Origin of the sequence: Roseibium sp. MMSF_3247, from assembly GCF_030733765.1 — a bacterium.
In the GTDB taxonomy this organism is placed as follows: Bacteria; Pseudomonadota; Alphaproteobacteria; order Rhizobiales; family Stappiaceae; genus Roseibium.
The window spans coordinates 216,062-241,422 of record NZ_JASHII010000003.1; the positions used below are offsets into that span (position 1 = coordinate 216,062).

21 protein-coding genes are annotated in these 25,361 nt (G+C 54.4%); 6 read left to right on the plus strand and 15 right to left on the minus strand.

Annotated features, from left to right (window positions below; genetic code table 11):
- Nucleotides 1-68: 68 nt before the first annotated feature.
- The gene (locus tag RBB44_RS11400) at nucleotides 69-1,490 is read right to left on the minus strand and encodes an amidase family protein (protein ID WP_306147498.1); all 1,422 of its coding nucleotides are present in this window, start codon (nucleotides 1,488-1,490) and stop codon (nucleotides 69-71) included.
- Nucleotides 1,491-1,782: 292 nt separating this feature from the next.
- On the opposite strand from RBB44_RS11400, the gene RBB44_RS11405 reads away from it, so the two are divergent.
- The 3 genes from RBB44_RS11405 to dld all read left to right on the plus strand — a co-directional run bounded on the left by RBB44_RS11405 (nucleotide 1,783) and on the right by dld (nucleotide 5,675).
- Nucleotides 1,783-2,433 carry a protein ligase gene (locus RBB44_RS11405; protein ID WP_306147499.1) on the plus strand — a complete coding sequence of 217 codons (651 nt, stop codon included), beginning with the start codon at nucleotides 1,783-1,785 and terminating at the stop codon, nucleotides 2,431-2,433.
- A gap of 335 nt (nucleotides 2,434-2,768) precedes the next feature.
- Nucleotides 2,769-3,926: an alpha-hydroxy acid oxidase gene (locus RBB44_RS11410; RefSeq protein ID WP_133953089.1), complete on the plus strand. Its 1,158-nt coding sequence runs from the start codon at nucleotides 2,769-2,771 to the stop codon at nucleotides 3,924-3,926.
- Between the two features lie 42 nt (nucleotides 3,927-3,968).
- Nucleotides 3,969-5,675, plus strand: a complete 1,707-nt coding sequence (gene dld, locus RBB44_RS11415) for a D-lactate dehydrogenase (RefSeq protein ID WP_306147500.1) — start codon at nucleotides 3,969-3,971, stop codon at nucleotides 5,673-5,675.
- A gap of 147 nt (nucleotides 5,676-5,822) precedes the next feature.
- Here the strand turns inward: dld and RBB44_RS11420 are convergent, their stop codons facing one another.
- The 13 genes from RBB44_RS11420 to RBB44_RS11480 all read right to left on the minus strand — a co-directional run bounded on the left by RBB44_RS11420 (nucleotide 5,823) and on the right by RBB44_RS11480 (nucleotide 22,101).
- The gene (locus RBB44_RS11420; RefSeq protein WP_306147501.1) at nucleotides 5,823-9,944 is read right to left on the minus strand and encodes a hypothetical protein; all 4,122 of its coding nucleotides are present in this window, start codon (nucleotides 9,942-9,944) and stop codon (nucleotides 5,823-5,825) included.
- A 445-nt stretch (nucleotides 9,945-10,389) separates the two neighbouring features.
- The gene (locus tag RBB44_RS11425) at nucleotides 10,390-10,695 is read right to left on the minus strand and encodes a bacterioferritin-associated ferredoxin (protein ID WP_306147502.1); all 306 of its coding nucleotides are present in this window, start codon (nucleotides 10,693-10,695) and stop codon (nucleotides 10,390-10,392) included.
- A gap of 310 nt (nucleotides 10,696-11,005) precedes the next feature.
- Nucleotides 11,006-11,476, minus strand: a complete 471-nt coding sequence (locus RBB44_RS11430) for a hypothetical protein (protein WP_306147503.1) — start codon at nucleotides 11,474-11,476, stop codon at nucleotides 11,006-11,008.
- A 4-nt stretch (nucleotides 11,477-11,480) separates the two neighbouring features.
- Entirely contained in the window at nucleotides 11,481-12,719 is a 1,239-nt protein-coding gene (locus RBB44_RS11435; RefSeq protein ID WP_306147504.1) for an agmatinase family protein, read from the minus strand.
- Between the two features lie 8 nt (nucleotides 12,720-12,727).
- Nucleotides 12,728-13,549, minus strand: a complete 822-nt coding sequence (locus tag RBB44_RS11440) for an ATP-binding cassette domain-containing protein (RefSeq protein WP_306147505.1) — start codon at nucleotides 13,547-13,549, stop codon at nucleotides 12,728-12,730.
- Nucleotides 13,546-14,367 (minus strand): ABC transporter permease, encoded by an 822-nt coding sequence (locus RBB44_RS11445; RefSeq protein ID WP_306147506.1) that lies wholly within the window; start codon nucleotides 14,365-14,367, stop codon nucleotides 13,546-13,548. Before RBB44_RS11445 ends, RBB44_RS11440 begins: the two co-directional genes overlap by 4 nt.
- Before the next feature lie 72 nt (nucleotides 14,368-14,439).
- Complete coding sequence (locus tag RBB44_RS11450) at nucleotides 14,440-15,498, minus strand: putative urea ABC transporter substrate-binding protein (protein ID WP_306147507.1); 1,059 nt, start codon at nucleotides 15,496-15,498, stop codon at nucleotides 14,440-14,442.
- 411 nt (nucleotides 15,499-15,909) lie between these two features.
- Complete coding sequence (locus tag RBB44_RS11455) at nucleotides 15,910-16,503, minus strand: NAD(P)H-dependent oxidoreductase (protein ID WP_306147508.1); 594 nt, start codon at nucleotides 16,501-16,503, stop codon at nucleotides 15,910-15,912.
- A gap of 63 nt (nucleotides 16,504-16,566) precedes the next feature.
- Nucleotides 16,567-17,973: an FAD-binding oxidoreductase gene (locus RBB44_RS11460; protein WP_306147509.1), complete on the minus strand. Its 1,407-nt coding sequence runs from the start codon at nucleotides 17,971-17,973 to the stop codon at nucleotides 16,567-16,569.
- Between the two features lie 2 nt (nucleotides 17,974-17,975).
- Complete coding sequence (locus RBB44_RS11465) at nucleotides 17,976-19,295, minus strand: cytosine deaminase (RefSeq protein WP_306147510.1); 1,320 nt, start codon at nucleotides 19,293-19,295, stop codon at nucleotides 17,976-17,978.
- Nucleotides 19,296-20,174 carry an ABC transporter permease gene (locus RBB44_RS11470; protein WP_306147511.1) on the minus strand — a complete coding sequence of 293 codons (879 nt, stop codon included), beginning with the start codon at nucleotides 20,172-20,174 and terminating at the stop codon, nucleotides 19,296-19,298.
- Nucleotides 20,175-20,217: 43 nt separating this feature from the next.
- Complete coding sequence (locus RBB44_RS11475; protein WP_306147512.1) at nucleotides 20,218-21,033, minus strand: ABC transporter ATP-binding protein; 816 nt, start codon at nucleotides 21,031-21,033, stop codon at nucleotides 20,218-20,220.
- A 57-nt stretch (nucleotides 21,034-21,090) separates the two neighbouring features.
- Complete coding sequence (locus RBB44_RS11480; protein WP_209174537.1) at nucleotides 21,091-22,101, minus strand: ABC transporter substrate-binding protein; 1,011 nt, start codon at nucleotides 22,099-22,101, stop codon at nucleotides 21,091-21,093.
- A gap of 321 nt (nucleotides 22,102-22,422) precedes the next feature.
- On the opposite strand from RBB44_RS11480, the gene RBB44_RS11485 reads away from it, so the two are divergent.
- Both RBB44_RS11485 and RBB44_RS11490 read left to right on the plus strand, forming a co-directional pair.
- The gene (locus tag RBB44_RS11485) at nucleotides 22,423-22,812 is read left to right on the plus strand and encodes a RidA family protein (RefSeq protein ID WP_371932250.1); all 390 of its coding nucleotides are present in this window, start codon (nucleotides 22,423-22,425) and stop codon (nucleotides 22,810-22,812) included.
- 38 nt (nucleotides 22,813-22,850) lie between these two features.
- Complete coding sequence (locus RBB44_RS11490; RefSeq protein ID WP_306147514.1) at nucleotides 22,851-23,642, plus strand: creatininase family protein; 792 nt, start codon at nucleotides 22,851-22,853, stop codon at nucleotides 23,640-23,642.
- A gap of 18 nt (nucleotides 23,643-23,660) precedes the next feature.
- Here the strand turns inward: RBB44_RS11490 and RBB44_RS11495 are convergent, their stop codons facing one another.
- On the minus strand, nucleotides 23,661-24,260 hold the full coding sequence (locus RBB44_RS11495) for a TetR/AcrR family transcriptional regulator (RefSeq protein ID WP_306147515.1): 600 nt from the start codon (nucleotides 24,258-24,260) through the stop codon (nucleotides 23,661-23,663).
- Nucleotides 24,261-24,407: 147 nt separating this feature from the next.
- Between RBB44_RS11495 and RBB44_RS11500 the strand changes: the two genes are divergently transcribed.
- Entirely contained in the window at nucleotides 24,408-25,268 is an 861-nt protein-coding gene (locus RBB44_RS11500; RefSeq protein WP_306147516.1) for an ABC transporter six-transmembrane domain-containing protein, read from the plus strand.
- The last annotated feature ends 93 nt before the right edge of the window (nucleotides 25,269-25,361 follow it).

Sequence of the window (25,361 nt, forward strand, 5' to 3'; positions counted from 1 at the left end):
CAGCGCCAAGTCGTGCCCCGTCAAGCATTAGAACCAGCCTCACCGGCGTTTCATGTGATGAGATCTGGTTAAGCCCGCTCACGGTCAAACAGCTTGTGCGCCATGATGCCAGTGCGCGTTTCGATCGCTTCCAGTGCGTCAAGGATCATGTCCTCGCGAAAGCGCCGGCCGACCATCTGAACGGCAACCGGAAGTCCGTCATGCATGCTGGGCGACACGATGCCGGCCGGCAGGCCCATATAATTCATGGCAAAGGACCAGATCCCGCAGCCGAGCACTTCCATAATGCCATCCTTGCCCTCCGCATCCCGGTTCCAGGCATAGGTCGGTGAGGGCAGGAATGGGGTCAGCACAAGCGGGTAATCCTCAAGCAAGAGGTTCCACTGGCGGATGAAATGCGAGCGCCGCGCCATTTGGCGGAGCAGCTCCTCCCCCTCAAACGGAGGAAAGAGTTCGAAGTACTCGTCGAACATGCGATTGATTTCGGAGCTGCCGTAGGTCCGGATATCGTTCAGCATCAGGACATTGATCTCGCCCATCAGCGCGCGGTATCCGGTCTCGCCGATCTCTCCAATGTCCGGCGTTTCGATCTCAACGACGTCATAACCTGCATCAACCAGACAATCGCGTGCCGCATCCAAGGCTGTCGTGACTGCAGGATGTGCCTCGAACTGATAGGTGTTTTTCGTAAAGCCGACGCGAATTGGCTGGTCCAGGGCGGGTCCCTCAAATGGTACGGGGACCTGCCAGGGATCATGCGGGTCATATGCGATGGCGGACTTCATGGCGAGGCGAACGTCCCGCACCTCCCGGCAAATGACACCCTGGACAGACATCAGTTGCGCAAGCAGACCGCGTTCGGCACTTTGCGAGGGGTTCCAGGCAGGTGTACGGCCGAGCCCCGGCTTGACCGTCACCGCACCCGTGGCTGCAGAGGGAAACCTCAAAGAGCCGCCGATGTCATTGCCGTGGGCGATGGGGCCCATCCCGCTCATGACAGCTGTGGATGCGCCACCGGATGACCCGCCGGATGAAGCCCAGTCGTTCCAGGGGCTAAACGTGCGGCCATACAGGTCGTTTGTCGTTGTTGCCCTAAACGAAAATTCCGGCGTGTTCGTCCGGCCGATAACGATTGCGCCAGCATTGGTCAGGTTTTTGACGAACGGCGCATCATCTGGCGCCATAACCTCGGAGAATGCTTTCACGCCATTCGTGGTTGCCTTGTCCTTCTGGTCGACATTGACCTTGATGGTCACCGGCACGCCGTGAAGCGGCCCGACCGGTCCGGAGCTTTCCATGTGCGCATCAAGAGCGCGCGCACGCTCAAGTGCCGCATCGCCCATATCATCGACGACGGCATTGAGATGACCGTTCACGGTCCGCATGCGATCGATGGTGGCCGCCGTGGCCGCTTCAGCCGAGATTTGGCCATTGATGATTTCCGCGACAAGTTCGCTTGCGCTCAATTGCCAGACTGGTTTTTCCGCCATCCTTGGGCTCCCACTCACAACGGACATTTGCAACCGATCCGTTGGAAAAGCTGCTTTTGCCAATTGGTAGTGAAGCCAACCGTTTGAAACAACACCGTAGGTGCACGGTTCCAAATGGCCAAGCTGTTGGGGTGAGCAGCCGAAATAGCTCGAAGATGTTGAAAGCCTACGTTAGCGAATTCAACTTCCAGCAGGTTGATTGCGCTCGAGTTGTGTTCCAATCAGCGTTCCGTTAGATCCAGATGGTCGGCAAAATGTTCGAATGAGCGAAGGGTAACACTTGATCGACTTCATGAACGCAGCGGACGCTTTGGCGCACGAAATGGAGCTACTGGATGACGTAAGCCACAATCCGGATCGCCGGCATTTGTGGTTTTGGGAAAGCCCACAGTGTCTCGTCTCCCCCAAAAGCCTCGGCAACAAAACAAACTTCGATGAAGCTTCGCGTCAGCTCGAAAACGAAGGCTGGCCGATCAATTTGCGCAGCACGGGCGGTGACGTCACACCTCAGGGCGCGGGCATCTTAAATGTGACCCATGTTTACGCGACACAGCCTGGAAAAGCAGTTGATCTAAAGAAAGAATACGATCGCTTATGCTCTCCGATTGAACAAGCCCTGGGCAACGGGGCAAGCCGGGGATGGCAACCGGGTGCATTCTGCGACGGGGAATTCAACGTCCAGTTCAACGGCCGGAAATTCGCTGGTACTGCCATGCGCATCCGCCGCGGAAAGGCGGACAGAACCCGCAGTGCAGTCCTTGCTCACGCGATCATGTTGATTGATCCTGTGTCTCTTGATGCGATTGCCGCAATCAATCGGTTTTTGCGATTACTGGAAGAAGACAGACAGATCGATCCAGACGCTCATGCAAGTCTGCCTGCTGGTTACGACAAGTCTGACTTCGTAAGCGCCCTGAAAGATGCTTTCTACGCGCAAACATAGAGTCTTTTACCCCGAAGCACGACCAGCATTGGCTCTACCTCAGCAGTTCAGACGCAGCCGCGGTTGGTTCAAAGGAGCATTACGGCTCGATTTAGCCGTCATTTTTGGAAAAGATGTTTTGCACTTTCAATGCTGCGATAGCCAGAAACCTGAGAGCCAATTCAATCAAAATATTGATAACAAGTACTTTTTCAAAAGAACCATCATCAAGAACAGCCCCATAACCACCACAACTCGACTTCTAGGCAAAAGGTCGCCTTGAATGCATGCATTCAAATTGGTAAGAAAAATATACCAATAATGAATTACCAATTTAGGACATGGGGAGTTCCGGTGTGAGACTGAGCGATTGCCATAATTTTCAAGATTTCCGGAAACTCGCAAAGAAGCGCCTCCCCGGACCCATTTTCAACTACATCGATGGGGCTGCCGACGATGAGGTGACCTACCGGCGGAACACAGAGGCTTATGAATCCTGTGATCTGGTGCCGAACGTGCTCGCAGGTGTTGAGAATGTCGACATGAGTGTCGAGGTTATGGGACAAAAACTCGATATGCCGATTTACTGCGCGCCAACGGCGCTGCAGCGGTTGTTCCACCACGACGGTGAGCGGGCCGTTGCTCGTGCAGCAACAAAATACGGCACAATGTTTGGTGTATCATCACTGGCGACCGTCACAGTTGAGGAAATTGCCCAAATCGCCAACACACCAAAGATGTTCCAGTTCTATTTCCATAAAGATCGCGGATTGAATGATGCGCTTTTGGAAAGAGCGCGCGAAGCAAACTTCGAAGTCATGGCCCTCACGGTCGATACCATCACCGGCGGCAACCGCGAGCGCGACCTCAGAACCGGCTTCACCTCACCTCCAAAACTCACACTCGGCTCGCTGATGAGCTTTGCCATGCATCCCATGTGGGCCTGGAACTTCTACACGAAGCCCAAGTTCGACATGCCTCACTTGTCTGGGTACGTGAGCGAAGGAACGAACGTTGCCGTTTCTGTCGGCAATTACTTCTCGACCATGCTGGACCAGTCGATGAACTGGAAGGATGCGGAAGAATTGTGTGCAAAGTGGAACGGGCAGTTCGCCCTTAAAGGCATCATGAGCGTTGAGGATGCCAAACGTGCCGTTGATATTGGCTGTACAGGGATCATGGTTTCCAACCATGGCGGCCGGCAACTGGACGGTTCCCGCAGTCCCTTTGACCAATTGGCCGAGATCGTTGATGCGGTTGGCGACAAGATCGATGTGATTTGTGAGGGCGGCATTCAGCGCGGCACACACGTTCTCAAAGCCCTCTCGGTTGGTGCCAAGGCTTGTTCCGGCGGAAGGCTCTATCTTTACGCCCTCGCGGCAGCTGGGCAGCCAGGTGTTGAACGCGCACTTGGAAACCTGCGCACTGAGATCGAACGGGACATGAAGCTCATGGGTATCACAAGCCTGGACCAGCTGAGCCGGGAAAACCTTCGGTTTCGCGAAACAGCTTGATAAGATGATTACCCGGACCGGACCTGAATTCAGGAGACGATAATGCAGGCGAGTGAAACTGCGGGAAACGGCGAGCAGCTGGTTGCCAAACTCAAGGCTATTGTCGGCAACCGGCATGTGATCACAAACCCGCGGTCGATGGAGCGCTTTTGTAAAGGCTTCCGGTCCGGCGAAGGTACCGCCCTTGCAGTGGTCCAGCCCGGCACACTCCTCGAACAGTGGCATGTTTTGAAGGCCTGTGTTGAAGCCGACAAGATCGTCATCATGCAAGCAGCCAATACCGGATTGACCGAGGGGTCGACCCCTAAGGGAGAATATGACCGCGAAGCCGTTGTGCTGAGCACCAAGCGCATGGACAAGATACAGCTTATCGACGGGGGTAAGCAGATCGTCAGCTTCCCCGGCGCGACTTTGTTCTCCCTGGAAAAGCTGATGGCACCCCTTGATCGGGAACCGCATTCAGTCATCGGCTCGTCCTGCATCGGGGCGTCAATTATTGGCGGCGTGTGCAACAATTCGGGCGGGTCTCTGGTCGAACGCGGTCCTTCGTATACGGAATTGGCCCTGTTTGCTCAAATCCGTGAGGACGGGACTCTGGAACTCGTCAATCACCTTGGCATTTCACTTGGTGACGATCCGGAAACAATCCTTAGCCGTCTCGAGGCCGGCGACTACTCGGATAAAGATATCGAGGACACAAACCTCAAAGCATCCGATACCGAATATCACAGCCGGGTTCGCGAAATCGATAGCCCAAGCCCGGCTCGTTTCAACGCAGACAAAAGACGGCTCCACGAGGCATCAGGTTGCGCAGGCAAGCTCGCAGTTTTTGCGGCCCGGCTGGATACCTATCCAAAGCCCAAAGCAGAAGCCGTTTTCTATATCGGAACCAACGACACACAGGTTCTGACTAGACTGCGCCGACATATCTTGGCGGAATTTGAAAATCTGCCCGTGTCAGGCGAGTACATGCACTCGGAGATCTACGACATCTCCAAAAACTACGGCAAAGATACCCTGGTCCTGATCGACAAGTTGGGCACGGACCGCTTACCGGGCATTTTCGCCATGAAGGGTTGGGTTGACGCACGATTGTCGAAAATCCCGCTGCTCCCCTCAAATTTGACTGATCGCTTCATGCAGGTCGTGACCAAACTCTGGCCGAATGTTCTACCCGATCGCATGGAAAGATTTCGAAACGACTACGAGCACCATCTCATCCTAAAAATGCGAGATGGTGGCGTTGCAGAGGCAGAGGCGTTTCTGGAAACCTTCTTTCAGAAAGAAGAAGGCAGCTACTTCTCCTGCACCCCTCGAGAGGGCAAAATTGCCGGCTTGCACAGGTTTGCCGCAGCCGGCGCTGCGGTTCGCTATCAGGCGGTTCACTCCAACCAAGTTGAGGACATCCTAGCGCTCGATATCGCCTTACGCCGCGATGATCGAGACTGGTTTGAACAATTGCCCAAGGACATCGAAGACGGCCTGGTACACAAACTCTATTATGGCCATTTCTTCTGCCATGTCCTCCACCAGGATTACATCGTCAAGAAGGGCCACGACCCAAAAGCGCTGAAAGAAAAGATGCTGAAAATCCTCGATCAGCGCGGAGCAGAATATCCGGCAGAGCACAACGTCGGGCATCTTTACAAGGCCAAGCCGGACTTGGCTGATCACTACATGCGTTGCGATCCGACGAACACGCTCAATCCGGGCATTGGAAAGATGTCGCGGCGCAAGTGCTACCACTAAAAACTGGGACGCTAGATAATTTTCCAGTGCTCCGACGCAGCCCGCACAAGCGCAGCTGTTACTGGCTTTTCAATCATTTAAAACCGGCGCATTAGCATCAGTATCTTATGCAAATTGGCAATAAACCGCGAACCCGTTGCCCATAAGTCAAACCAGCCCGCTAGCACTGAAATCCGCTGCAGTGGGAGCCGTAATGCCTTGTGGGAGGCCGATTAGCAGGAAATGCTCCAGCGCATTGGTGCCGCTATCAAGCCCTTGCTCGGTCCGGTACGCGGCAGTGTCAAAATGGATCGACGCAGCTCTGCCTTCCTGATCGCCGTGATTAAGGAAATGCTGATAAGCGCTGACGAACACACCGTTGACAATCGCTTGAGCAACATCGGTGTTTTGCGCCAAATAATACTCAGCATCAAAAAGCGGATTGACGGACCGGTTCTCGGAAGAACCGAACAACTCGTAATGCTCTGAAGCCGAGGAAAAAATACCGGCAGCGACCGCGGCAGCGACATCCGCATTGTCCGCGAGATAAAACTCAGCATCGAACAGAAGGTCCGCGGCACGGGCCTCAGAATTGCCATGCAACGCATAGTGTTGCGCACCACTTGAAAACGCACCTGCTGCAACAGCTGCTGCAACATCCGCATGGCTGCTCAGGTAAGCCGCCTCGTTAAATCCATAGGTTCCGGTTACCGTTGAACTGTCAGGATTGATGACCAGAACCCGGTCCTGACCGGTTCCGTTCGCGCCAGTAAATACAACCAATTCAACCGCGACCAGCGTGTCTGTGCCATCCCCATCCGTAACTGTGACCCCGCTTCGGGTGCCCGACAGTCCCACGTCATCCGTCGTGCGGTTATAGACAACAGTGTCCAGTTTGTTGCCGCCATTCAGCGCGTAGTTGGCGGAGCTGCCAAGAAGGATATCATCATTGCCGCTGCCGGCGACCAAATCGTTTCCGGTCGCGCTCCGGCCTGTGTCAAACGCGATGACAAGATCTGCATAATCCGCGTCAGACCCGCTTGTTCCGGAGCCGTTTTCAAGACCGAACGTGTTCTCTCCCAAGATCCGGATCTGGCCAGCGCCATCCAGCGTGCTGTCACCGATGAAATACGGCGACCCATCGTCGGCAAAGAAGATCGGCGCATAGAATCCTGTTGCACCCGATACAGTCAAGGCCGCCGTCGCAGCCGAGCCTGAATAGAGATATTCAAAACCGCCATCCAAAAGGTCTTTGGCTTTGGCCCCCAATGCCCGGACTTCGGCCAGCGTTTTTCCGTCAATCTTCAAGCTGCCGTCGGTTCCAACATCGACGCGTACAAAACCGAACTTATGTTGCGAAGTGCTGGTTCCCGACGCGGTGATATCATGGAGTGTGCCCTGTTCCAGATATACCAGCGGAATGTCGGTTTGCCGCTGAGCGTCGGCGAGGATCGCTGCTTCATCTAGGGTGTTTTGGACTGTCGCACTGAGCGTGACATCACCGAAGGTAATGTCATATCCGCCACCGCCGGCGGCCTGGAACGCAGCTGCCACGGTGGTGTCGACCGTGTCTTGACCGGTCAGTTGGGCGAAGCGGATCTCCTGCCCCATCTCCAGATAAACAGATTGCTGGGCTGCAGCCGCTCCCGATTGCCCGGCACCCAGAACACCCCGGATGGCCTCCGCCAAGGTGACATCTCCACCTGTTGAACCATCACGGCCGACATAATTGCCAGATGCATCCACCACATATAGCAGAACGGCCGAGCCGGACGCTGGACCTTGCGCGCCAAGGGTAAACTCAACCCAATTGCCGGCGGATTGGCTGTCAGGATTTGACACGGTCTCAAAGGTCAAGCCGGCATTGGTCGATGACTGCACGAGAGACAACTCATCCAGAGCAACCGTGACTGTGAGTTCCTTCGACGTCCGGCCAATCTGGCTGCCGACTTGATTGTCCGTGTTGAAGTATTCGGTCATCAGCACCGTGTAGATGCCGTTGCCGAGCGCCTTGCCAGTATCTGTGCTCCAACGGCCGTCGATATCTGCAGTGGCGAGGACCGGTGCGAGGTCTGGACTGCCGGTCTGCTTAAAGGTGATTTGCGCCAGGTTTTGCGCGCTGATCTTGTTGGTGTAATTCTTCAACCACTCATTTGTTCCAGACGAGGCATTCGGGTTCTCCCCGGTCCAGCCAAACACCAAGCTTGCCTGGTTGGTTGTCACAGCATTCGTATCGACACTGGTTTGCCCAGCGATTGCCTCGAAACCACTTTCGCCCAAGACACCGGCAACTACCGCGGTCGGCTCAGCCAGCTGTGAAAGATGGGTTTGATTAGAGTTCCAGGTAAACAGGGAAGGGTGCAACGTCGTGCTGCCGCTATAAAGGAAGTCCAAAGCAAAATTGACGATCGTGTCCGCTGTTGACGTTTCCGGTGAAACCATGACCAGGCCATCAGCTGCGACGCTGCCACTTTGTCCGGAGACTGCAGGATTCAGAAACAGGCTGTCCTGTGTCTCTGCATAGACATTGACTGTCTTTGCAGTATCTCCCGACCCGATAACCAGCTGATACCAAACCGTCCCATTTTCAGCGATGGGCATGTTGGAGATGACCATGGCCCCATCAGTCTGTGCCGGACCGGATTGAGCCTCCCATGCTCCCGTTGTGGTGTTTTCTGTAATCGTCCAATTCTGCCAGAGCGTTTCGTTGGCGCCTGGTTGAAACTCAATCGTGCGGAACGTCGGAATACCGTCCTCATTGCCAACAAACACTTTTAGGGCAACAGGGGTATCATCCTTCAATATGATGTTTTGATTGAAAAAATTGAGGCTTATGTTTGCGCCTTTTAGGTTACTTAAATCAGCAGGCGAATAGGATGTTTCATCGAACTGGTCACGAAACAGATCGCTGTGTCCGGGCGGGGCGATGTAATTATAAATGACAGGCTGGGTGTACCCGGACGGTGTCTCACTATCATCGTAAATGGTCAGATCAATCGTCTGGACATTGGCGCCATTGTAATAGACCGGGATGAGTGGCCCGCCTTCCGCATAGGCGCTCATCAGATTGTCAGAGTAACCGGATCCGTATGAATTCGACTGGAAGAAAAAGAGTTCTGCGTACGGATCCTGGAAGACTGCAGCATCACCGGAGAGGTTTTTGCCGAAGGCGTAGGTCGGATCCCAATTCCAATTCTTGTTCAGATCAATGCTGTCGGTGACATTGGAATTGAGCGATTTGCCTGATGTACCGTAGTAGCCAGCGGTAAACCCCGTCAGAAACTCTGTAAGAACTTCACCCCATTGATTGTTGGCCCCGGTGTTCATCTCCGCGCTAGAGGCGCCTTGGATTGTGTAAGGCGTTGCATCGTCGCGGTTTGAATAGATTTCGACATCGCCGAGGGTCGAATAGATGCTGTTGGCAAGTTGCTCAGCAGTGATCTTTATCGAGCCCTTGATATGACTTTCAGCAACCGGGTTCAGCCAGAACGCGTTATCTGTTGCAGACCACTCCAGCTCGTATCCGAAAAAGCCGCCATTGTGATAAATCCCGTTGGCATCGGCAGCTCCGTTGAAGAACCCCGACAGCATAATGCCTGTGTCTTTTTTCAAGCTGTCGACATAAGCAGTCCAGTCGGATTGGGAAAAGACATCCGGAATCTGGTTTTGCTCGGCCAGAGCAACCGCCTCAGCTGGCGAAATCGCAGCGCGATAAGTCCCGGCCAGCGGCCCGGTTGTGAATTTTTCAACAGCATTTGCGTGGATATCCGAAACTGACGTGAAAATCGTCTCGCCGTCTACATCGTACCCTCTGCTCTGCGTGATCAGTGCCCCGGAACTGTCCTGTCCATATGGGATGTAGAGCTCCATCGGCAGCCCGAAGCCCTGCACAGAGGTGAGGTTTCCAGCATCCCCTGTCTGATTAAGCAGGGACACTTCAAAACTGTCGACGCGGTACTGGTTGGTTTGCGCATTCTCCCAGTTTATGTCGCTTTCTTTGGTGATGATATTTGTGAGATCGGTCTGCGTTGCGGTAGGTGATTGGCTTTGAACAAGAACGTAGACTTTGCCCCCATTATAAGGCTCTGGAAGATCCAGTGTTGCAGAGTATCCTGACTGCCCTTCGACAGAGCTCACTCCATTGACAACCCCATTGTTGATGAGTGTTGTCCAGAAGGGTTGGATTGTCCCATCTGTTCCTGGTGCGAAGTAAACGGCATACGCATAAGCGCCGGGATTGGTGAGCTTGGTTGTAAGTGTCTCTGTCAGACTGATATTGAGGGCAGTCATAATAAGCTCCAATTCTTCCCGGCGTTGGTATCTAAGGTTTTTAAAAAATCGCTTTAAATCCCTATCTGGCGCTCAGTCATAAGCGTCATCCAATGCTCTTCCCTACTTGAGGTGCCTTTTCGGAAACTGACGTCCTTGCGCTCGAACTGCACACGGAACATCACTTGCCGACAGTGTACCATCCGCATCCAAATCACTGTTTGCTAGTAAAGGAGTATCGGGGACCGACGTATCAGGAAGGTAAACACCGAGTTGCGTATATTATCGTGAAACCCATACTCGGCTCGGGCGATCATCGTCTGCAATCCAGCGGCAGCAAGAATTTAGAAAAAACGAGGTCCCAAAGCCACTGCCATTGTGTCAAGCAACCGAAAGACGAGGATTGGCGGCGCCTAGAACGGGCAGCTCAACCGTCCTTATGGGTCTCGGAAACTGTTAAGAATTATCAAGCGCTGCGCACATCTGAGAGTTGGTTCCGAACCGCTTGGGTACGATCGTATTCAGACCGGATCTTGGCAATAAACGGGATAATTTCCGCTTCAGGTGTCTCGGCCTGACGATGATACTTTTCAGTCTCGGCGACAATAATATTTATGATGTTTGGAAAACAACTGCAGCATTGGCCGCGCTTCTTCATGGCGTGATACACCCGGCCCGGCGTGATCAACTGCCACTGATCCTCATCAAGCAAGCTCTGGATGACATTTTCAACTGCCGACTTTGAGATAACGTTGCAACTGCAAACAAGCATGTCTGAGGACTCTATAATCTGAGTTTTGCCTTCAGGTTATAGGAGCACTCTATTATCCGGAGCCTGCGAGTCAAGTTTTCTGAAATCAAAGATGAATAACCGGCATTAACCGTGGGGCACAAATGGTTCAGAGTGTTTGGCAGACTACTTGGACATCAGATGCTGGTGTCATTTGGTTGGAGAGCAAACGAGACCAACACTCCAGAACGGGCTTCACCCAAGTGATTGCAGAATTGCTTGTCAATATCATGCAATCACTTGAGTTCTGGCGAACACGAGACCGGCCTCAATTCGGATCTTGCACCGAGGCCTACTCGCCAGCTCCAGCTTCAAGACGATGGGACAACAACGTTAGCAGATCGATGTCCGCCCGTTCGGTCAGCGAGACATACGTGAATGTCATGGTTTCACGCTGCTCGACCATGGCACCGGGGAACGGCATGTAGACCAGTTCGCGCGACGCGAAGGCAGGCGAGGCAGTGCCGATCTGCCAATTGCTGACGATCTGCGCATCGACAAGATGCTGCACTAAGCCGTCAGCACCTTCCTTTTGAAACGGGATACCGGCAATCCTGAGATAACTTGTCTTGTCCTCGGCTTGCCGGAAACCGTCGATGAAACTCGCTGACAGCGTTTGCAATTCCTCAGCGCGTTCAGACGCAGACGTCCCGTGGACATGGGAATGCAGATGATCCGGGCCCCCATGATTATGATCGTGCGGATGCGTATGATCGTGATCATGGTGGTGGTGATGGCCGCGATGTGAATGGCTGTGACCCATGTCGTTACTCCACGTCCGGTCCGGCCGGGATCGAAACCGGCTTGTCGATGATGGATTTATGCGACCCCATCTTGCCGTGAGAGACGAGAGTGCCCAGCACATCGACGATCACGCGCGTGGCCAATAGCGCGGTGATGTCGGAGCAATCGTAAGGCGGCGAGACCTCAACGACCTCAAGCCCGCAAATGCCTTCCTTGGCAACGAGGGAAACCAATTCCAGCGCCTCCCGCGGCAGGAAGCCGCCCGGCTCCGGCCAGCCGGTTCCGGGAACAAATCCGCAGTCGACACTGTCGATATCAAAGGAAATGTAGACGGCGTCCGCATCTTTCCAGGCGAGCTCCAAAGCCCTTGCTGCGGTTTCCGCCAAACCAAGTTCCTCAACATCGCGCATCGTGAAGATGTTGGTGTTGCGGTCGCGGGCAACTTCGACACCTTCACGCGGGACTTGCCAGCCGCCGATGCCGATCTGGACAAGATTGACCGCAGGCACATTGACGAGATCCGTTGCATGGAACCACGGCGTGGTGTGCATGCGTTCATCAAGATCCTTTTCTTGGATATCGATATGCCGGTCGAAGTGGACAATGCCGATGCGCTTGGAGGTGCACTGGGCAATGCCTCGAACACACGGGAAGCCGATGGAATGATCGCCGCCAATCATGATCGGTAACGCACCTGATGAGGCAACGTGCGACACGGCCCGGGTAATCTGGTCGAAGGTCTTTTCGATATTGGCGGGGATCGTGAAGATATCGCCGACATCGCACAGCGTCATTTGCTCGCGGAGATCGACACCCATCTCGTAATTGTAAGGCGTGTAAAGCGCAGAGATTTTACGGACGCCTTGCGGGCCGAACCGGGTTCCCGGCCGGTAGGTGGTACCGCCATCAAACGGAATTCCGATGACCGCGGCATCATAGGCACCAACCTGCGTGACGTCTTCGATGTAAGGCGCTTTCAGGAATGTGTTGATGCCGGCATAGTGCGGCAGCTCCCCCCGTGCAAACGTTGGAATGGACTTGTCTGTGAGACTGTCTGAGCCGGTCAGACCCATGCGCAATGCCCATGCCTTTTCCTTTTCCCAGGCAGCTGAGGGCAGCAGTCCCTCTTTTTCCGCTGCCTTCCAGCCGCGCAACTGGAGCTTGTCGAAATCAGGATGGTGGTGGCGTGCGGTTTTGGCGCGTTCCAATACTCCGGCTGCGCGTTGCCGGGTAGACGGCCCATCTGGACGAAAGATGCTCATGGCGTTCCTCAATGCGTCTTTTGTGAAATCTGAATGTCGGGTTTCGGGGCCGATCGGATGGTGCTCGCGATATCAGCCGGTGCGTTTTTCTCGCCGCCGGATTGGTCGGAGAGTGGAAGGTCGTAGGTGATGGTTGCCCCGTAGGCTTCTGGTGCTTGCGGGTCATGTCGGATCTTGTCGAAAACGAGCAGCCGTGTGCCGAGCTTGAAGGCCTCATGGATGTCGTGGGTCACCATGAAAATCGTCATGCCTGTCTCTTTCCAAAGACCAATCAGAAGGTCGTGCATGTCGAGGCGGATACCGGGGTCGAGTGCGCCAAACGGCTCATCCAACAGCAAAATTGAGGGCTTCTTGATCAAGGCCTGCGCGATGGCGAGACGCTGCTGCATCCCTCCGGACAGCTGCGCCGGGTATTTATCTCTCGCCGCTGCCAGACCGATCCGCTCAAGGACATCTTCAATCTCCTCAATGGCCACCTTCCGGCGGGCACCAAACAGTTTGCCAATGCGCGGTGCTTGTTCAAACTCCTGGGCCAGGATCAGGTTTTCAACGACACTCAGGTGGGTAAAGACCGAGTATTTTTGGAAAACGATGCCGCGATCCGGGGTTGGCTCCTTGGGCAGCAGCGTCCCGTCGAGCAGGATTTCTCCATGGGTCGGATGCTCCTGAGAAAGCAACATCCTCAAGAACGTGGATTTGCCGCAACCGGACGCGCCCACGATCGTGCAAAACGATCCGGCATCCACATCAAGCGCGATCCGCTCCAGGACGGGGTTGCCGTCATAGTATTTCGACAACCCTTGAACGGAGAGTTTTGCAAGGGCGGTCATAGAGCGGCACCTCCCATATGGTTCCAGCGGAAGGCCCGCTTGGACAGGATTAGCAGCAGCCGGTCCAGTATGAATGCCAGCAGCGTGATCCAGACGACATATGGAAGGATGACATCCATCGCGAGATAACGCCGAACCAGGAAAATGCGGTAACCAAGACCCGTAGTGGACGCGATCGCCTCTGCAGAAATGAGGAAGATCCAGGCCGGCACGAGCCCGAGGCGCAAGGCGGTGATCAGCTTTGGAAGGACTTGCGGCAACACTAGCCGGGTAATCATCTGCCAAACCGAAGCGCCAAGGGTCTCGGCCTTGATGATCATTTCACGGGGTATGTCGAGCACAGCTTGCGCAGTCGCACGGATCATCACCGGCGCAGTCCCGATCACGATCAGAGCAATCTTCGACACCTCTCCAAGTCCAAACGTGATGAAAAGGATCGGCAGTATCGTAATCGGCGGAATGAGTGAAAACGTTGCGAGGTAAGGGGCAAGAGCACTTCGTATGTGCGGAATGAACCCAATGCCTATCCCAAAGAGGATTGCTAGGAGCGTGGAGACCGCCATTCCGGTTCCAAGGCGCATCAGACTGTCGAAAGTGTCGATCCACAACAACAGATCGCCGGAGCGCCTATCCGGAACAGCAGCCATCCGCCAGAACGCCTGCCCCATGCTCTCAAGGGAGGGCAAAAGCTTGTCGGCCGGATTGTCGAGCCGCCTGTAGTGACTGGCAATCGCGTAAGTCACGATCGTCGCCACAAAGGGAAGCAGTCCCAAGGCAACAGCGGTAAACCGCGACGGAGTTCGGTTTATGAGGCGCATGAAGGGTCTCGAAGCCGGACGGAGGAACTTGAGAACCTGTCCCGGCAAAAACCGGGACAGGTTAAGACGGCCTTAGAGCGAGCCGCTTGCAGCCATTTCCATGAAGCTCGGATCGAAGCGGAGTTTCACGTTGTTGCTGTCGCCATAAACCGAACCATCGGCAAAGGAGACACCAACAAACTCCGGGCTTGGAGCCCCCTCGCCCAGGATGCCCTTGTCAAACAGGAATTCGGCGACGAATTTCATCGTCTTTGGCAGCTCAGCTGACTTGGCGAACTCCACAGCTTCGGCTGGCGTGTAGAACATCTTCGTTGTCGCGAGTTGCGCCTTGTAGCCCGCAAGGTCGGTCCCGGAAGCTTCAGCCATCGCGGTCAAGGCTGCTTCATCGCCCTCTGCCATGAGATCCATCACTTCGTACCAGGCACCGGTGAGTGCTTTGCCGAAGGCCGGATTGTCCGCCAATGTTTCCGTGTTGACCATCATGATGTCGATGATTTCGCCCGGGATCCCGGCACTGTCGAACACCTTGGTTGCGTTGGGCTGCGCTTCGATCTCAGACAAAAGCGGGTTCCAGGTGACAACAGACGTCACATCCGGCGTTGCATAAGCTGCGATCATGTCAGCGTCGGAGGTGTTAACGACAGTCAGATCCCGCTCGGTTAGCCCCACGGTGTCAAGAGCCCGCGCGAGCAGGTAATGGGAAACTGAAAGCTCGACCAGGTTGACCGTTTGCCCCTTGATCTCGGCAAGCTCAGTCTTGTCCTTCAGGATGATCCCATCATTGCCGTTGGAGTAGTCACCAACAATCAGCGCCGTCGTGTCGACACCACCGCCTGCCGGGATAGAGAGCGCGTCCATGTTCGTCATGGAGCAGCCATCATATTCACCCGCAGTATATTGGTTGATGGATTCCACATAGTCGTTGATCTGCACGATCTCGACATCAATTCCGTATTTATCGGCCCACTTCTTCATGATGCCGCTGTCCTGCAGATAGCCCCAGGGCATCCAGCCAACATAGATCGACCAACAGACTTTGAAGTCAGTCTTGACTTCCGCTTGCGCGGAAAATGAGAGGGGCATTGAAAGCGCTGCAGCTAGCAGGGAAGCCTTGGCGATTGATTTCAGCATCTGTGCGCGTCTCCTGTCTTGGGCCCTTGGAGATCCCGAGGGCTTCCGTCATGAGGCTTTTTGCGCACGTCCGGGAGGAAGGTTCGCGCGCGCGAAACCTCGTGCAGTTGTCTCCCGGGTTTTTGTCCCGCCGTGTCACCAGGCTATGTGAGATCCTCACGATCTGCTCGCCCGGCTTGCACCTCTCGGTCCTGCGTCATCTGACCGGATCCCTAGGCGCGCTGCACATTCACAACAAAGCAAGGGCGGTGCCAAGTACGGTAAAATTTAAGATATATAAATAAAAACAGCACATTAGGCAGGTTGCAGATCGCATGGCCTCAATGGACTAAATGCTAAAATCATATGCACGGTTAAAAATCAGGCATCAATGAGCGAGAAACAGGCAGAAGAGAAAGAGACGCAAACGCGTCATTTCAGAAAAGCGGTAACCTTTTCTTTGACCGTCTCAATATAATTCGTGCGGCTTTCCAGTGTTGAACTGTCCATCTTGTAGTGCGCCAAGTACCGGGTTTTGCATCCCGGTTTGGCAAGCAATTTGATGCCGCGCATGATAGTCTTGCGCCCGGGTTCGCCCACCAGCTTGGACACCCACCAACTGGCCCCGCAGGTCGTTACGATCGCGATGCGGGAAATGTTCTGCATGTTGGGCTGCAGCCCCTTCGTGTCCGTTGGCATGATGAAGGTTTCGTGCGGCACCCAGACTCGCTCCAGCCACCCTTTCAACATGGCAGGCAAACCGAACCACCAAGTCGGATAGACAAAGACAATTGCTTCACACCACTTGATGTCTGCCAAATCATCGGCGACGGGGATGGTGTTGGCCTGAGGCGTATGATAGCCGCGCCGCTCCTGCGCGCTCATGACAGGGTCAAAGCCTTTGGAATAAAGATCCGTCAACCGTATGTCATGACCGCCCGCCTCGAGCGTCTCGACAACAGCTGTACACAGCGCCGCATTGAAACTTTCTTCGCAAGGGTGACAGAAAACCACGAGAACGCGCATGCGTTTGGCCTTTTACATCGCTTTTTGCCGGAGCACGGCCGGCATTTGAACTGAAACTTGGTGTCAGGCCCGTTGCAGACCCGGAAACAGGAACACCTGACCGCTTTCGAAATCATAATCCGGATTTTCCCAGGCAATCATCTTGCCCGGATTGAGCAACCCTTTCGGATCGGCCTGCTTTTTGAAAGCGAGCTGGACTGCATCCGTCTGCTTCATCCCCCCCTCTTCAAGCGTATACCGGTGTGGGTTGAAAATCGGGCAGCCATTGTCTTCGTGAAGACGGATGATTTCTTCGAGCCGGGCCTCGTTGGAATAGCGGACAATCGGCAGGCCGAAGCATGTGACGTTGCCATCAAACCGCACGTATTCGAGATGGCCCGGAACCTCATCTCCAAACATCTCATGCATCTCGCCAACCAGCTCGACCTGATTGGGAAATGGATAAAGAACCTGGAGATAGGTGATCGAGGGATCCACCCGGAGCCCCCGCAAGGTCGTGTGGTTCCACGAAAGCTCGTAAGCCGGCGGGAGGCGTTTCAGATCTTCGTCTGACGCTTTGTCCGACCGATAGAGCACCTCCCCCTTGGACTGCCGCTCCATGAACGCATCGAATGCAGCCATCGCGAAAGGGGCGACCATCAAAACAGCAACGGACTGGTCCCTACGGATGAATTTCTGGTGCCGGAGGAAATAGTCATGAGGAACTGGTGCTGCGATCGGCGCAATGTTCTTCGTCAGCAAACCATCCAGATTGGCCAGTTCATCTGAAAACCGCACCGCATCCATAAAGTCGTCAAACCCGACCAAAACATCCACCCAGTCGTAACTGGCGGTCAAAGACATCTCGACTTCGGTGATAATGCCGTTCGTGCCATAGGCGTGCATCACTTTCTGCAGTTCATCGCCCGTCATTTCAAGAACCTGCGGCTCAGCCTCCATCGTGACAACTCGCAAACGAATGACGTTTCCGAGATCCCTCAAGCCACCCCAGTTGATCGACCCAACGCCGCCCGACCCGCCCGCAATAAACCCGCCGATCGTCGCGGTCCGGTAAGTTGATGGATGCATCCGCAATTCCTGTCCGGTCTGGGCTCGGGTGATCGCATCAATATCCGCTATTATGGCACCAGCCTCGGCAACGACAGATCCGGTCCGCACTTCCTTCACCGCAGTCATTTCCGCAAGGTTGAGAACGACCCCACCCGACAACGGCATGGCTTGGCCATAGTTTCCAGTCCCGGCACCGCGTGTCGTAACAGGAACATCAGCCGCAAAACACGCCTTGAGGATCCGGATGACCTCGTCCTCGGACTTAGGTGTCACAATCAGATCGCCGGTGACGTTTTCAAGTTGAGCCTTTAGCACTGGTGAATACCAGAAAAAGTCCCGGCTCTTTTGCTTTACGATTTGCGGGTTGTCCTCGATCTTGATCCCATCGAGATCGGCTATCAAAGCGGCAATGGCGCTCATGGTCAGGAGGTCCCTTTCTGAAGAAGTCGATCGAGTTCACGATAGTCGGGCAAGGTCTGATCAATGCTGCACCCTGCTCTCAGCACGCGGCGCGGGCCGGCTGGGCGGGACAGAAGCTCATTCCAGTTCCGCGCATGAAACAGCAAAAGATCCGCGGGCCCACCAACGCCAATTCGAGCAATTGGCAAACCCGTAATATTTGCCGGCGTTTCCGTAACCGCGCGGATCCAATCGCCGACGGGATGATCAAGATGCAGGATACGGGTTGCCTGAGTGAACACTTCAACAAGATCCATATCGCCATAGGCATAAAACGGATCGCGCGTGTTATCTGAGGCAACACACACCTGAATGCCGCGTGCGCGCATTTCATGCAGCAATGTCACGCCGCGCTTGCGCGGTGTCCGGCCTTGCGTCCGGTCCTGCAAATACATGTTGCACATCGGCAGCGAGACGACTGAAATCCCAGCTTTTGCGACCAGGTCCAGAGTTCTGGAAATGTCGTCATCGCAATGCACCGACAAGGAGCAGCAGTGTCCGCAGAGGATCTTGCCATCAAACCCCAAGCGCAGCGCGACTTCGGCGATCCGGCGTAAAGTGTCCGCCGCCGGATCAAGCGTTTCATCGACATGAAAATCAAGATCCAGCCCGCGATCCATTGCCGCTTTAAAAACGGATTCCAGATGCTGATCCACATCCGGCACCATGTATGTAACAGCCCCCAAGACCCCGCCGGCAGCTGAAACACGATCGGCAATGCTGTGAAGGTAACCATTGTCTTCGGCCAGCCGGTCAATGCCGAACAGGCACACACCTTGAAGCTCAATTCGTCCGGCCCACTCAGAGCGTATTTCCGCAAAGATCGGCCACGTGATGTCATCTTGTGGGGGAAGACTGTCTAGGTGGGTGCGGATCGCACCCGTCCCATGGGCGTAGGCACACTTTAGTGAGAAATCCATCCGGGCCCTGACATCCTCGGCACACCAGTAAGCGCTCCGGTCTCTTCCCACCGCTTGAAGTGCACCTTGAAAGGTCCCGTCCGGATTGGGCTCGCGCGGCCAGATATGCCCCTTGTCCAGATGTGTGTGAACATCCACCAGTGTCGGCAGGATAAGCCCGCCATCGAGATCAAGGCCGCCCGCGCCTTCCGGCAGCGTCCCAGCCGGAGCAATCTGTGTGAGCTTTCCATTCTCGAACACGATATCACGAGCCGTCAGCTCCGAGACCGAGGTTTGCTGCACACCCTCCAGAAGACATACGGGCACAGTCGCATTTCTGATGATGCCGGTCCCTTTAAACCCGGCGCCCCACCCCGGCTTCATCTACATCTCCCGCTTCAACGCGCTTTCGTGCCACTTGCGCAGAAGCAAATGCGACAGAAGGTTCATGGAAAGGAATATCAATATACCGGTCACGGAAATCAGGATCAGCGCAGCAAACATGCGCGGCATGTTGAGACGATAGCTCGCCTCAAGGATTTGGTTGGCAAGACCGGATCCTGACCCCGCTGACCCGGCGACAAATTCGGCAACAATGGCTCCGATTAAGGACAAGCCACCGGCAATTTTCAAACCGCCCAAAAAGTACGGCATGGATGCAGGCAATCTCAAGAAGCGCAGTGTTTGCCACCGGCTCGCGCCATAAAGGCGGAACAGGTTTTGAAGATTGTGATCGGCTGAATTCAAGCCCAAAGTCGTGTTGGAAAGGATCGGAAAAAACGCAACAATCCACGCACAAATCAGAAGTCCGGCTGTGATTGAATCCACGTAGATGAGGATTAAAGGCGCGATCGCGATGATCGGGGTAACTTGCAAGATGACAGCGAACGGAAAAAACGAAATCTCAATCCACTTGGACTGAGTGAAGAGGACCGCCAAACCAAGCCCACCGAGCGTGGCGATCAAAAGCGCACCAAACGTGATCTTGAGCGTGTTGATCAAAGCAATGCTCAAGATGCCCCAATCAGCAAGAAGCGTTTCAAAAACAAGCCCCGGGCGCGGCAGGATATAGTGGGGTATCTCATTCCAGACACACAGCCTGTCCCAGAAATATACCGACAAAACGAGGATAACGATCGGCAGGACCCAACGACCAACAGCCTCCCGCCGTGCCGCGCGCGCCCGTTTGAGTTCCTCCGCATCAAGTGGAACAGACTGCGGGGCAGGTGCAATGGCGTGCTTGTCGGCGATCTCGAGTGTCATGATCTACTACCGCCTTTGTTCAGTATGTATCGGGGCAGACACATCAAAGATGATCTCCCACAATCATTGCCTTATGCAGCGCATCCGAAACATCCCGGCAAAATCCTGCATAAACGGGAGATGTCCGGAAGGACTCGTCCCTTGGGTAAGGCGCGTCGATCGCCATATCGTTGACCACACGGCCCGGCCGCGCCGCCATCACCACGATCCGGTTGGACAGATAGACAGACTCAAATACAGAGTGCGTAACGAAGATGACGGTCCATCCAAAGGTTTCCCAAAGGCGCAAAAGATCATTGTTCAGTTTGAAGCGTGTGATCTCGTCAAGCGCAGCAAAGGGCTCATCCATCAAGAGCAACTTGGGCTTCGTGACAAGCGCACGGGCGATGGAGACCCGCATTTTCATGCCGCCAGACAGCTCGCGCGGGTAGCTGTCGGCGAATTGCTCCAGCCCGACCCCCTGCAAGGCTTCCATAACCCGGTCATGCGCCGCTTTTTTGGAAACACCCTTCAAGCGGAGGGGCAGCCAGACATTGCCGAAAACCGTTGCCCACGGCATCAGCGTCGGTTCCTGGAACACGAAACTTAGTTCATGTTCCTTTTGCTTGCTTTCTTCGAGCGGCCATTCAACCCGGCCCGTCGTTGGACTAGTCAGGCTGGTGATGATCCGCAAGGCCGTCGACTTTCCGCATCCGGAGGGCCCGAGCAGCGAAACGAATTCCCCTTGGCGTATGTCGAGCGACATGTTGTTGAGCGCTACCGTTCCGTTGGAGAAGGTTTTTGAAATGCCCTTCAACGAAACAATCGGCGAACTCGAAACGATATCTGATTGCATATTTGTATTTACCATGGCCGTCATTGCATCAATCTCCGGCCATGGTTGCAACATTCCCATGAAACACGAAACAGGTCCGCCTCAGTTTCCAGCAAGTTCTTTCTTGAGGTCCACTCCGACCCCTTGGTTGACGAACTGAAGCGTGTACGACTTGGTGTAATCGACATCTCCATTCACCACACCGGCAGCGACCATCTTCTCAAAGAAGGATTTGTTGCGCTCGTCGGTCATCGCACCAATCCCCATGGTGAGCGCATCCCCGCTGTCCACGATACCGTAAGACTTCAGCTTGTCGATGGAGAACGCCAGCTGTCCGTCGGTCATACCCGGATTGTCTTTTTTGATCAGCTCCAAGGCTTTAGAATTATCTCCATAAAGGAAATTGACCCAACCGATGGCAGACCCATCAACGAAACACTTCACAACCTCTGGCTTGGTTTCGATGAGATCGAGCCGGGTCTCAACGGTGGTGGAATAGGTGTCGTACCCATAGTCTGCGATCAGGAAAATGTTGGGTTCAAATCCGCCTTCGGTCTCGATCGCATAGGGCTCAGAGGTAATGTAGCCCTGCTGGCCAAGCTTCTTGTCTGCAAGGAACGGCGCAGAGTTATAGGTATAGGGCCGAACCTGCTCATCCTTGAAGCCGAACTCAGCTTTCATCCATTGAAAATAGGAATTGAGGCCACCCTTACCGATGAGGAGATTGATATCTTTTAGGCTTTCCCAGGTGTCGAGGCCCTGATCCGGGTGGGTCATCAGAATTTGCGGCTCTTTTTGGAAGTGCGCAGCCACCACAGTCGTCGGAATGCCCTGCTCAACAGCTGAGAACGCTTGCAGCATATTGCCGCCCATCAGGAAATCGATCTTGCCGACAGGCAACAAAATCCGATTGTTCGCCTGAGGTCCGCCGGGCTTGATTTCCACTTCGATCCCGCAGGCTTCGTAAGTGCCGTCGGCAACAGCCTGATAATATCCGCCGTGCTCGGCCTGAGCGACCCAGTTGGTACCGAATGTTACCTTCTCAAGCGCATGCGCACTTGTCGACGCCATGACAGCGAGCGTTGCAAGTCCAATTTTCCGAGACAAATCCATTTCCGCGTTCCCCGTTTTCATCACACACCACGCAGGTCAATCCGCCCACCACAGGCCGAATGCTCTGCCGCTGTGCTCGAAAGCCCTGAGAGCGGAACAGGCAAGAAGTGAGCCTTTATATTAAGATCATGGCCCGCTTAAATTGCTACCAGGAAGTTTGCTCCGGTCAGCAAAAATAGACTTGCATATATCCCACAGCCTGTCAGCTCAAAAAATAGACATGCTTTCAATTTATGCAGAAGCTTGCAAATTACGCAGAGCGGGAAATTGCGTCTGCCTAGGCCGCGGGATAGGCTCCTGCGCAATTCTTCACGGAGCATTATATTGAAAAAGACCCACACACCGCCGGACATTCGGCCGCCGTTTGCACGCTACAGCCATGCGGTGGAAGTTCCACCTGGGCATCGCCTTCTATTTGCCTCTGGCCAACTCGGCATTGATGCCGAGGATCAAATACCGACCGGCGTTGAGGGCCAAACAGCGCTCTGTTTTGAAAACATTCGGGCAATTCTGGCATCAGCGGGCATGACTTTGGCGGATATTGTGCGCATCAACGCCTATGTAACCGGCCGAGAACATTTGCCGGGCTATATGAAAACCAGAGACCAATTCATCACTGACCCGCCACCGGCTTCCACGCTCATGATTGTGTCCGGATTTGCACGCGAAGAGTTCGTGGTTGAGATTGAAGTCGTTGCCGCTGCCGACTAGGCATAGATAGCAAATACAAGTTATTAGGAAGACGAATAATGCTGCCGAAACCCTATTGGCAAGATATGACAACAACGGATTTCGATCATCCTGACGTAAAGGATTGGATAGCCGTTCTGCCAGTTGCAGCAATCGAGCAGCATGGGCCTCACCTCCCGGTCTATACCGACACCGCGATCGCGGAAGGGCAGATTAGCCGAGTCATAGAACTGCTTCCAAATGATATTCCGGCCAGCTTCTTGCCGATCCAGGCGGTCGGCAAATCCAACGAACACATTTCGTCCGCCGGCACACTGACAATGACCTGGGAAACGGCCTTACAGGCGTGGCTTGAGCTAGGCGACAGCATCCTCAGAGCTGGCGTGCGCAAGGTTGTTGTGGTCAACTCCCACGGCGGCAACGTTCCCCTGATTGGCATTCTAACGCGCGAATTGCGTGTCCGGCACAATATGCTGGCCGTCGGAACAGCCTGGGCAGCTTTTGGCCAACCCGACGGCGTGTTTTCAGATCACGAACTGACCTTCGGCATCCATGGCGGAGACGTCGAGACTTCAATCATGCTGCACCTCCGGCCTGACCTCGTAAACATGGACAAGGCTCGGAACTTTAGATCTGCACAGGAGGACTTTGCCTCCATGTTCAAGCATCTTCGAGCGCACGGCCCTCATGCTTTTGGCTGGAAGGCTCAGGATCTCAATCCGGCTGGAACGGTGGGGGACGCCTCAATCGCGACCGCAGAAAAGGGCAAAGCCTCGCTGGATCACGCTGCAAGAGGGTTTGTTGAACTGTTGCAAGACGTGCATGCCTTTGACTTGGCGCATTTTGATTAAGGTTAGACCTTCAACAACTCAGCTACACAGCTTGCTGATTGCCAGATGCAGCTTCTGGTGATCCCGCTTTGCAGGTTTCCGCTCTTCAAAGAACACCCGCATCCCAACACCTTCAATCAGATCCAAGACAAACTCAGCTGCGTCACGATCCGAAAGATTACTCTCAGCCCTCTCGCTGTTTCTCAGTTGGCCGATCAGGCCCTCCAAACCTGCCAAAAGCTTCTCACGGTTTTCCATGAAACCGACCGTTATCTCCGGCTGCCGGATGGCTTCTGCTAGAATTTCAAGCGTCAACGCGGCATGGCTGGGGGCGCTGCAGGTCTTCAAGTATGCTTTCAAGAATTGATCAAGCGCCTTGTTCGGATCCTTGCCGTTTTTCTCAAACATCGATCCAAAGGCATCGATTTGCGCCGCTTCGAGGCTCGCAATTTCAGCAATGATCTCAGTCTTTCCGGGGAAGTGATTATAGATGTTTCCTAAGGAAACCCCGGCGCTGCGCGCGATGTCCCGAATGCTGGTTTGGTGAAACCCCTTCGCAATAAAACACGCAGCTGCGACCTCCACGATGTGTTTCCGCCGCGCATTTGTCGTCTCTTCCCGGGTCGGTTTTTCACTCATTCCTGTATCGGCTCCATTGCATTTCTTCAAAATCCGATTATTTAATTCAGCGAACGAACGTTCACTCGATTTTTTATTCGAAACAGACTTGTTTGTTAGCGACCTCTCAAATCTGAATTCGAGCACCTTTTGGGAAATGACCGTAAAATGCGGATGGCGATTGATCTAGCTTATATCTTCCAGATGTTCAGGGCGAAAATTGCAATCACTTGGACAATTGTATTTGCCGAAAACTGCCTGATTGCCCTGATCCCGTTGTTGATCGGTATATCGATTGACGGCTTGCTTGCAGGCCGGCTTTCCGAACTCGGCTGGATGATGGCCGTATTGTGTGGCCTTTGTTTCCTGGCTGTCGGACGCCGGATTTACGACACCCGTGCCTACGGCACAATACGGCTGCATCTTGGAGACGAACTCCATCAGCGATGCTCCTCGCTGCATGTTTCGAGACGAAATGCCCGGATCGACATGTCCCGCGAACTGGTCGACTTTTTGGAGCATGAAGCTCCACAACTGATCGCAGCGCTCATACAACTGAGCGTGAGCCTGACCATTCTGACCTATTTCGATGTGTCGCTCGGTCTCTCATCGCTGTTGGTGCTGGCCGGGATGCTTCTGGTTTACGCCTGCTTTCACAGGCGCTTCTACAACGTCAACCGGCAACTCAACGAGCAGCGCGAACAGCAAGTGGATGTCCTCACACGGGGCGAGCGGCTCGGAATCTTCCGTCACCTGCGCGCCCTGCGCCGGCATGAAGTCGCAATTTCGGATACCGAGGCATTTGTTTATGGCGGCATTTTCCTGCTTCAGGTCGGTTTCATAGTTTTCAATCTTTACCAGGCAGCAGGGCTGGCCGGCATCACCGCAGGACGCATCTTTTCAATCGCAAGCTACTCTTGGGAATTTGTGGAAGCGGCCCTCACCCTTCCAATCGCTCTGCAAAGCTGGTCCCGATTGAGCGAAATCACGCGCAGGATCAACTCAAACGGAGACCTTTCCCTTGGCTGAGTTCCCGTTTCAATCCCCACCAGGCATTGGCACCTGCGAGGAGGCCGGGCGCTGCCAAGCTATCAAAATGCCAACGCAGCCGGTCGCGAAAAT

What these genes read in the sequence shown, in the direction of transcription:
- RBB44_RS11440 (WP_306147505.1), bottom strand. Translation starts at nt 13,549, where the DNA reads ATGACCGCCCTTGCAAAACTCTCCGTTCAAGGGTTGTCGAAATACTAT.
- RBB44_RS11495 (WP_306147515.1), bottom strand. Translation starts at nt 24,260, where the DNA reads ATGAGTGAAAAACCGACCCGGGAAGAGACGACAAATGCGCGGCGGAAA.
- RBB44_RS11425 (WP_306147502.1), bottom strand. Translation starts at nt 10,695, where the DNA reads ATGCTTGTTTGCAGTTGCAACGTTATCTCAAAGTCGGCAGTTGAAAAT.
- RBB44_RS11445 (WP_306147506.1), bottom strand. Translation starts at nt 14,367, where the DNA reads ATGCGCCTCATAAACCGAACTCCGTCGCGGTTTACCGCTGTTGCCTTG.
- RBB44_RS11435 (WP_306147504.1), bottom strand. Translation starts at nt 12,719, where the DNA reads ATGAGCATCTTTCGTCCAGATGGGCCGTCTACCCGGCAACGCGCAGCC.
- RBB44_RS11480 (WP_209174537.1), bottom strand. Translation starts at nt 22,101, where the DNA reads ATGGATTTGTCTCGGAAAATTGGACTTGCAACGCTCGCTGTCATGGCG.
- RBB44_RS11420 (WP_306147501.1), bottom strand. Translation starts at nt 9,944, where the DNA reads ATGACTGCCCTCAATATCAGTCTGACAGAGACACTTACAACCAAGCTC.
- dld (WP_306147500.1), top strand. Translation starts at nt 3,969, where the DNA reads ATGCAGGCGAGTGAAACTGCGGGAAACGGCGAGCAGCTGGTTGCCAAA.
- RBB44_RS11460 (WP_306147509.1), bottom strand. Translation starts at nt 17,973, where the DNA reads ATGAGCGCCATTGCCGCTTTGATAGCCGATCTCGATGGGATCAAGATC.
- RBB44_RS11465 (WP_306147510.1), bottom strand. Translation starts at nt 19,295, where the DNA reads ATGAAGCCGGGGTGGGGCGCCGGGTTTAAAGGGACCGGCATCATCAGA.
- RBB44_RS11490 (WP_306147514.1), top strand. Translation starts at nt 22,851, where the DNA reads ATGCTGCCGAAACCCTATTGGCAAGATATGACAACAACGGATTTCGAT.
- RBB44_RS11475 (WP_306147512.1), bottom strand. Translation starts at nt 21,033, where the DNA reads ATGACGGCCATGGTAAATACAAATATGCAATCAGATATCGTTTCGAGT.
- RBB44_RS11430 (WP_306147503.1), bottom strand. Translation starts at nt 11,476, where the DNA reads ATGGGTCACAGCCATTCACATCGCGGCCATCACCACCACCATGATCAC.
- RBB44_RS11450 (WP_306147507.1), bottom strand. Translation starts at nt 15,498, where the DNA reads ATGCTGAAATCAATCGCCAAGGCTTCCCTGCTAGCTGCAGCGCTTTCA.
- RBB44_RS11500 (WP_306147516.1), top strand. Translation starts at nt 24,408, where the DNA reads ATGCGGATGGCGATTGATCTAGCTTATATCTTCCAGATGTTCAGGGCG.
- RBB44_RS11455 (WP_306147508.1), bottom strand. Translation starts at nt 16,503, where the DNA reads ATGCGCGTTCTCGTGGTTTTCTGTCACCCTTGCGAAGAAAGTTTCAAT.
- RBB44_RS11400 (WP_306147498.1), bottom strand. Translation starts at nt 1,490, where the DNA reads ATGGCGGAAAAACCAGTCTGGCAATTGAGCGCAAGCGAACTTGTCGCG.
- RBB44_RS11470 (WP_306147511.1), bottom strand. Translation starts at nt 20,174, where the DNA reads ATGACACTCGAGATCGCCGACAAGCACGCCATTGCACCTGCCCCGCAG.
- RBB44_RS11405 (WP_306147499.1), top strand. Translation starts at nt 1,783, where the DNA reads ATGAACGCAGCGGACGCTTTGGCGCACGAAATGGAGCTACTGGATGAC.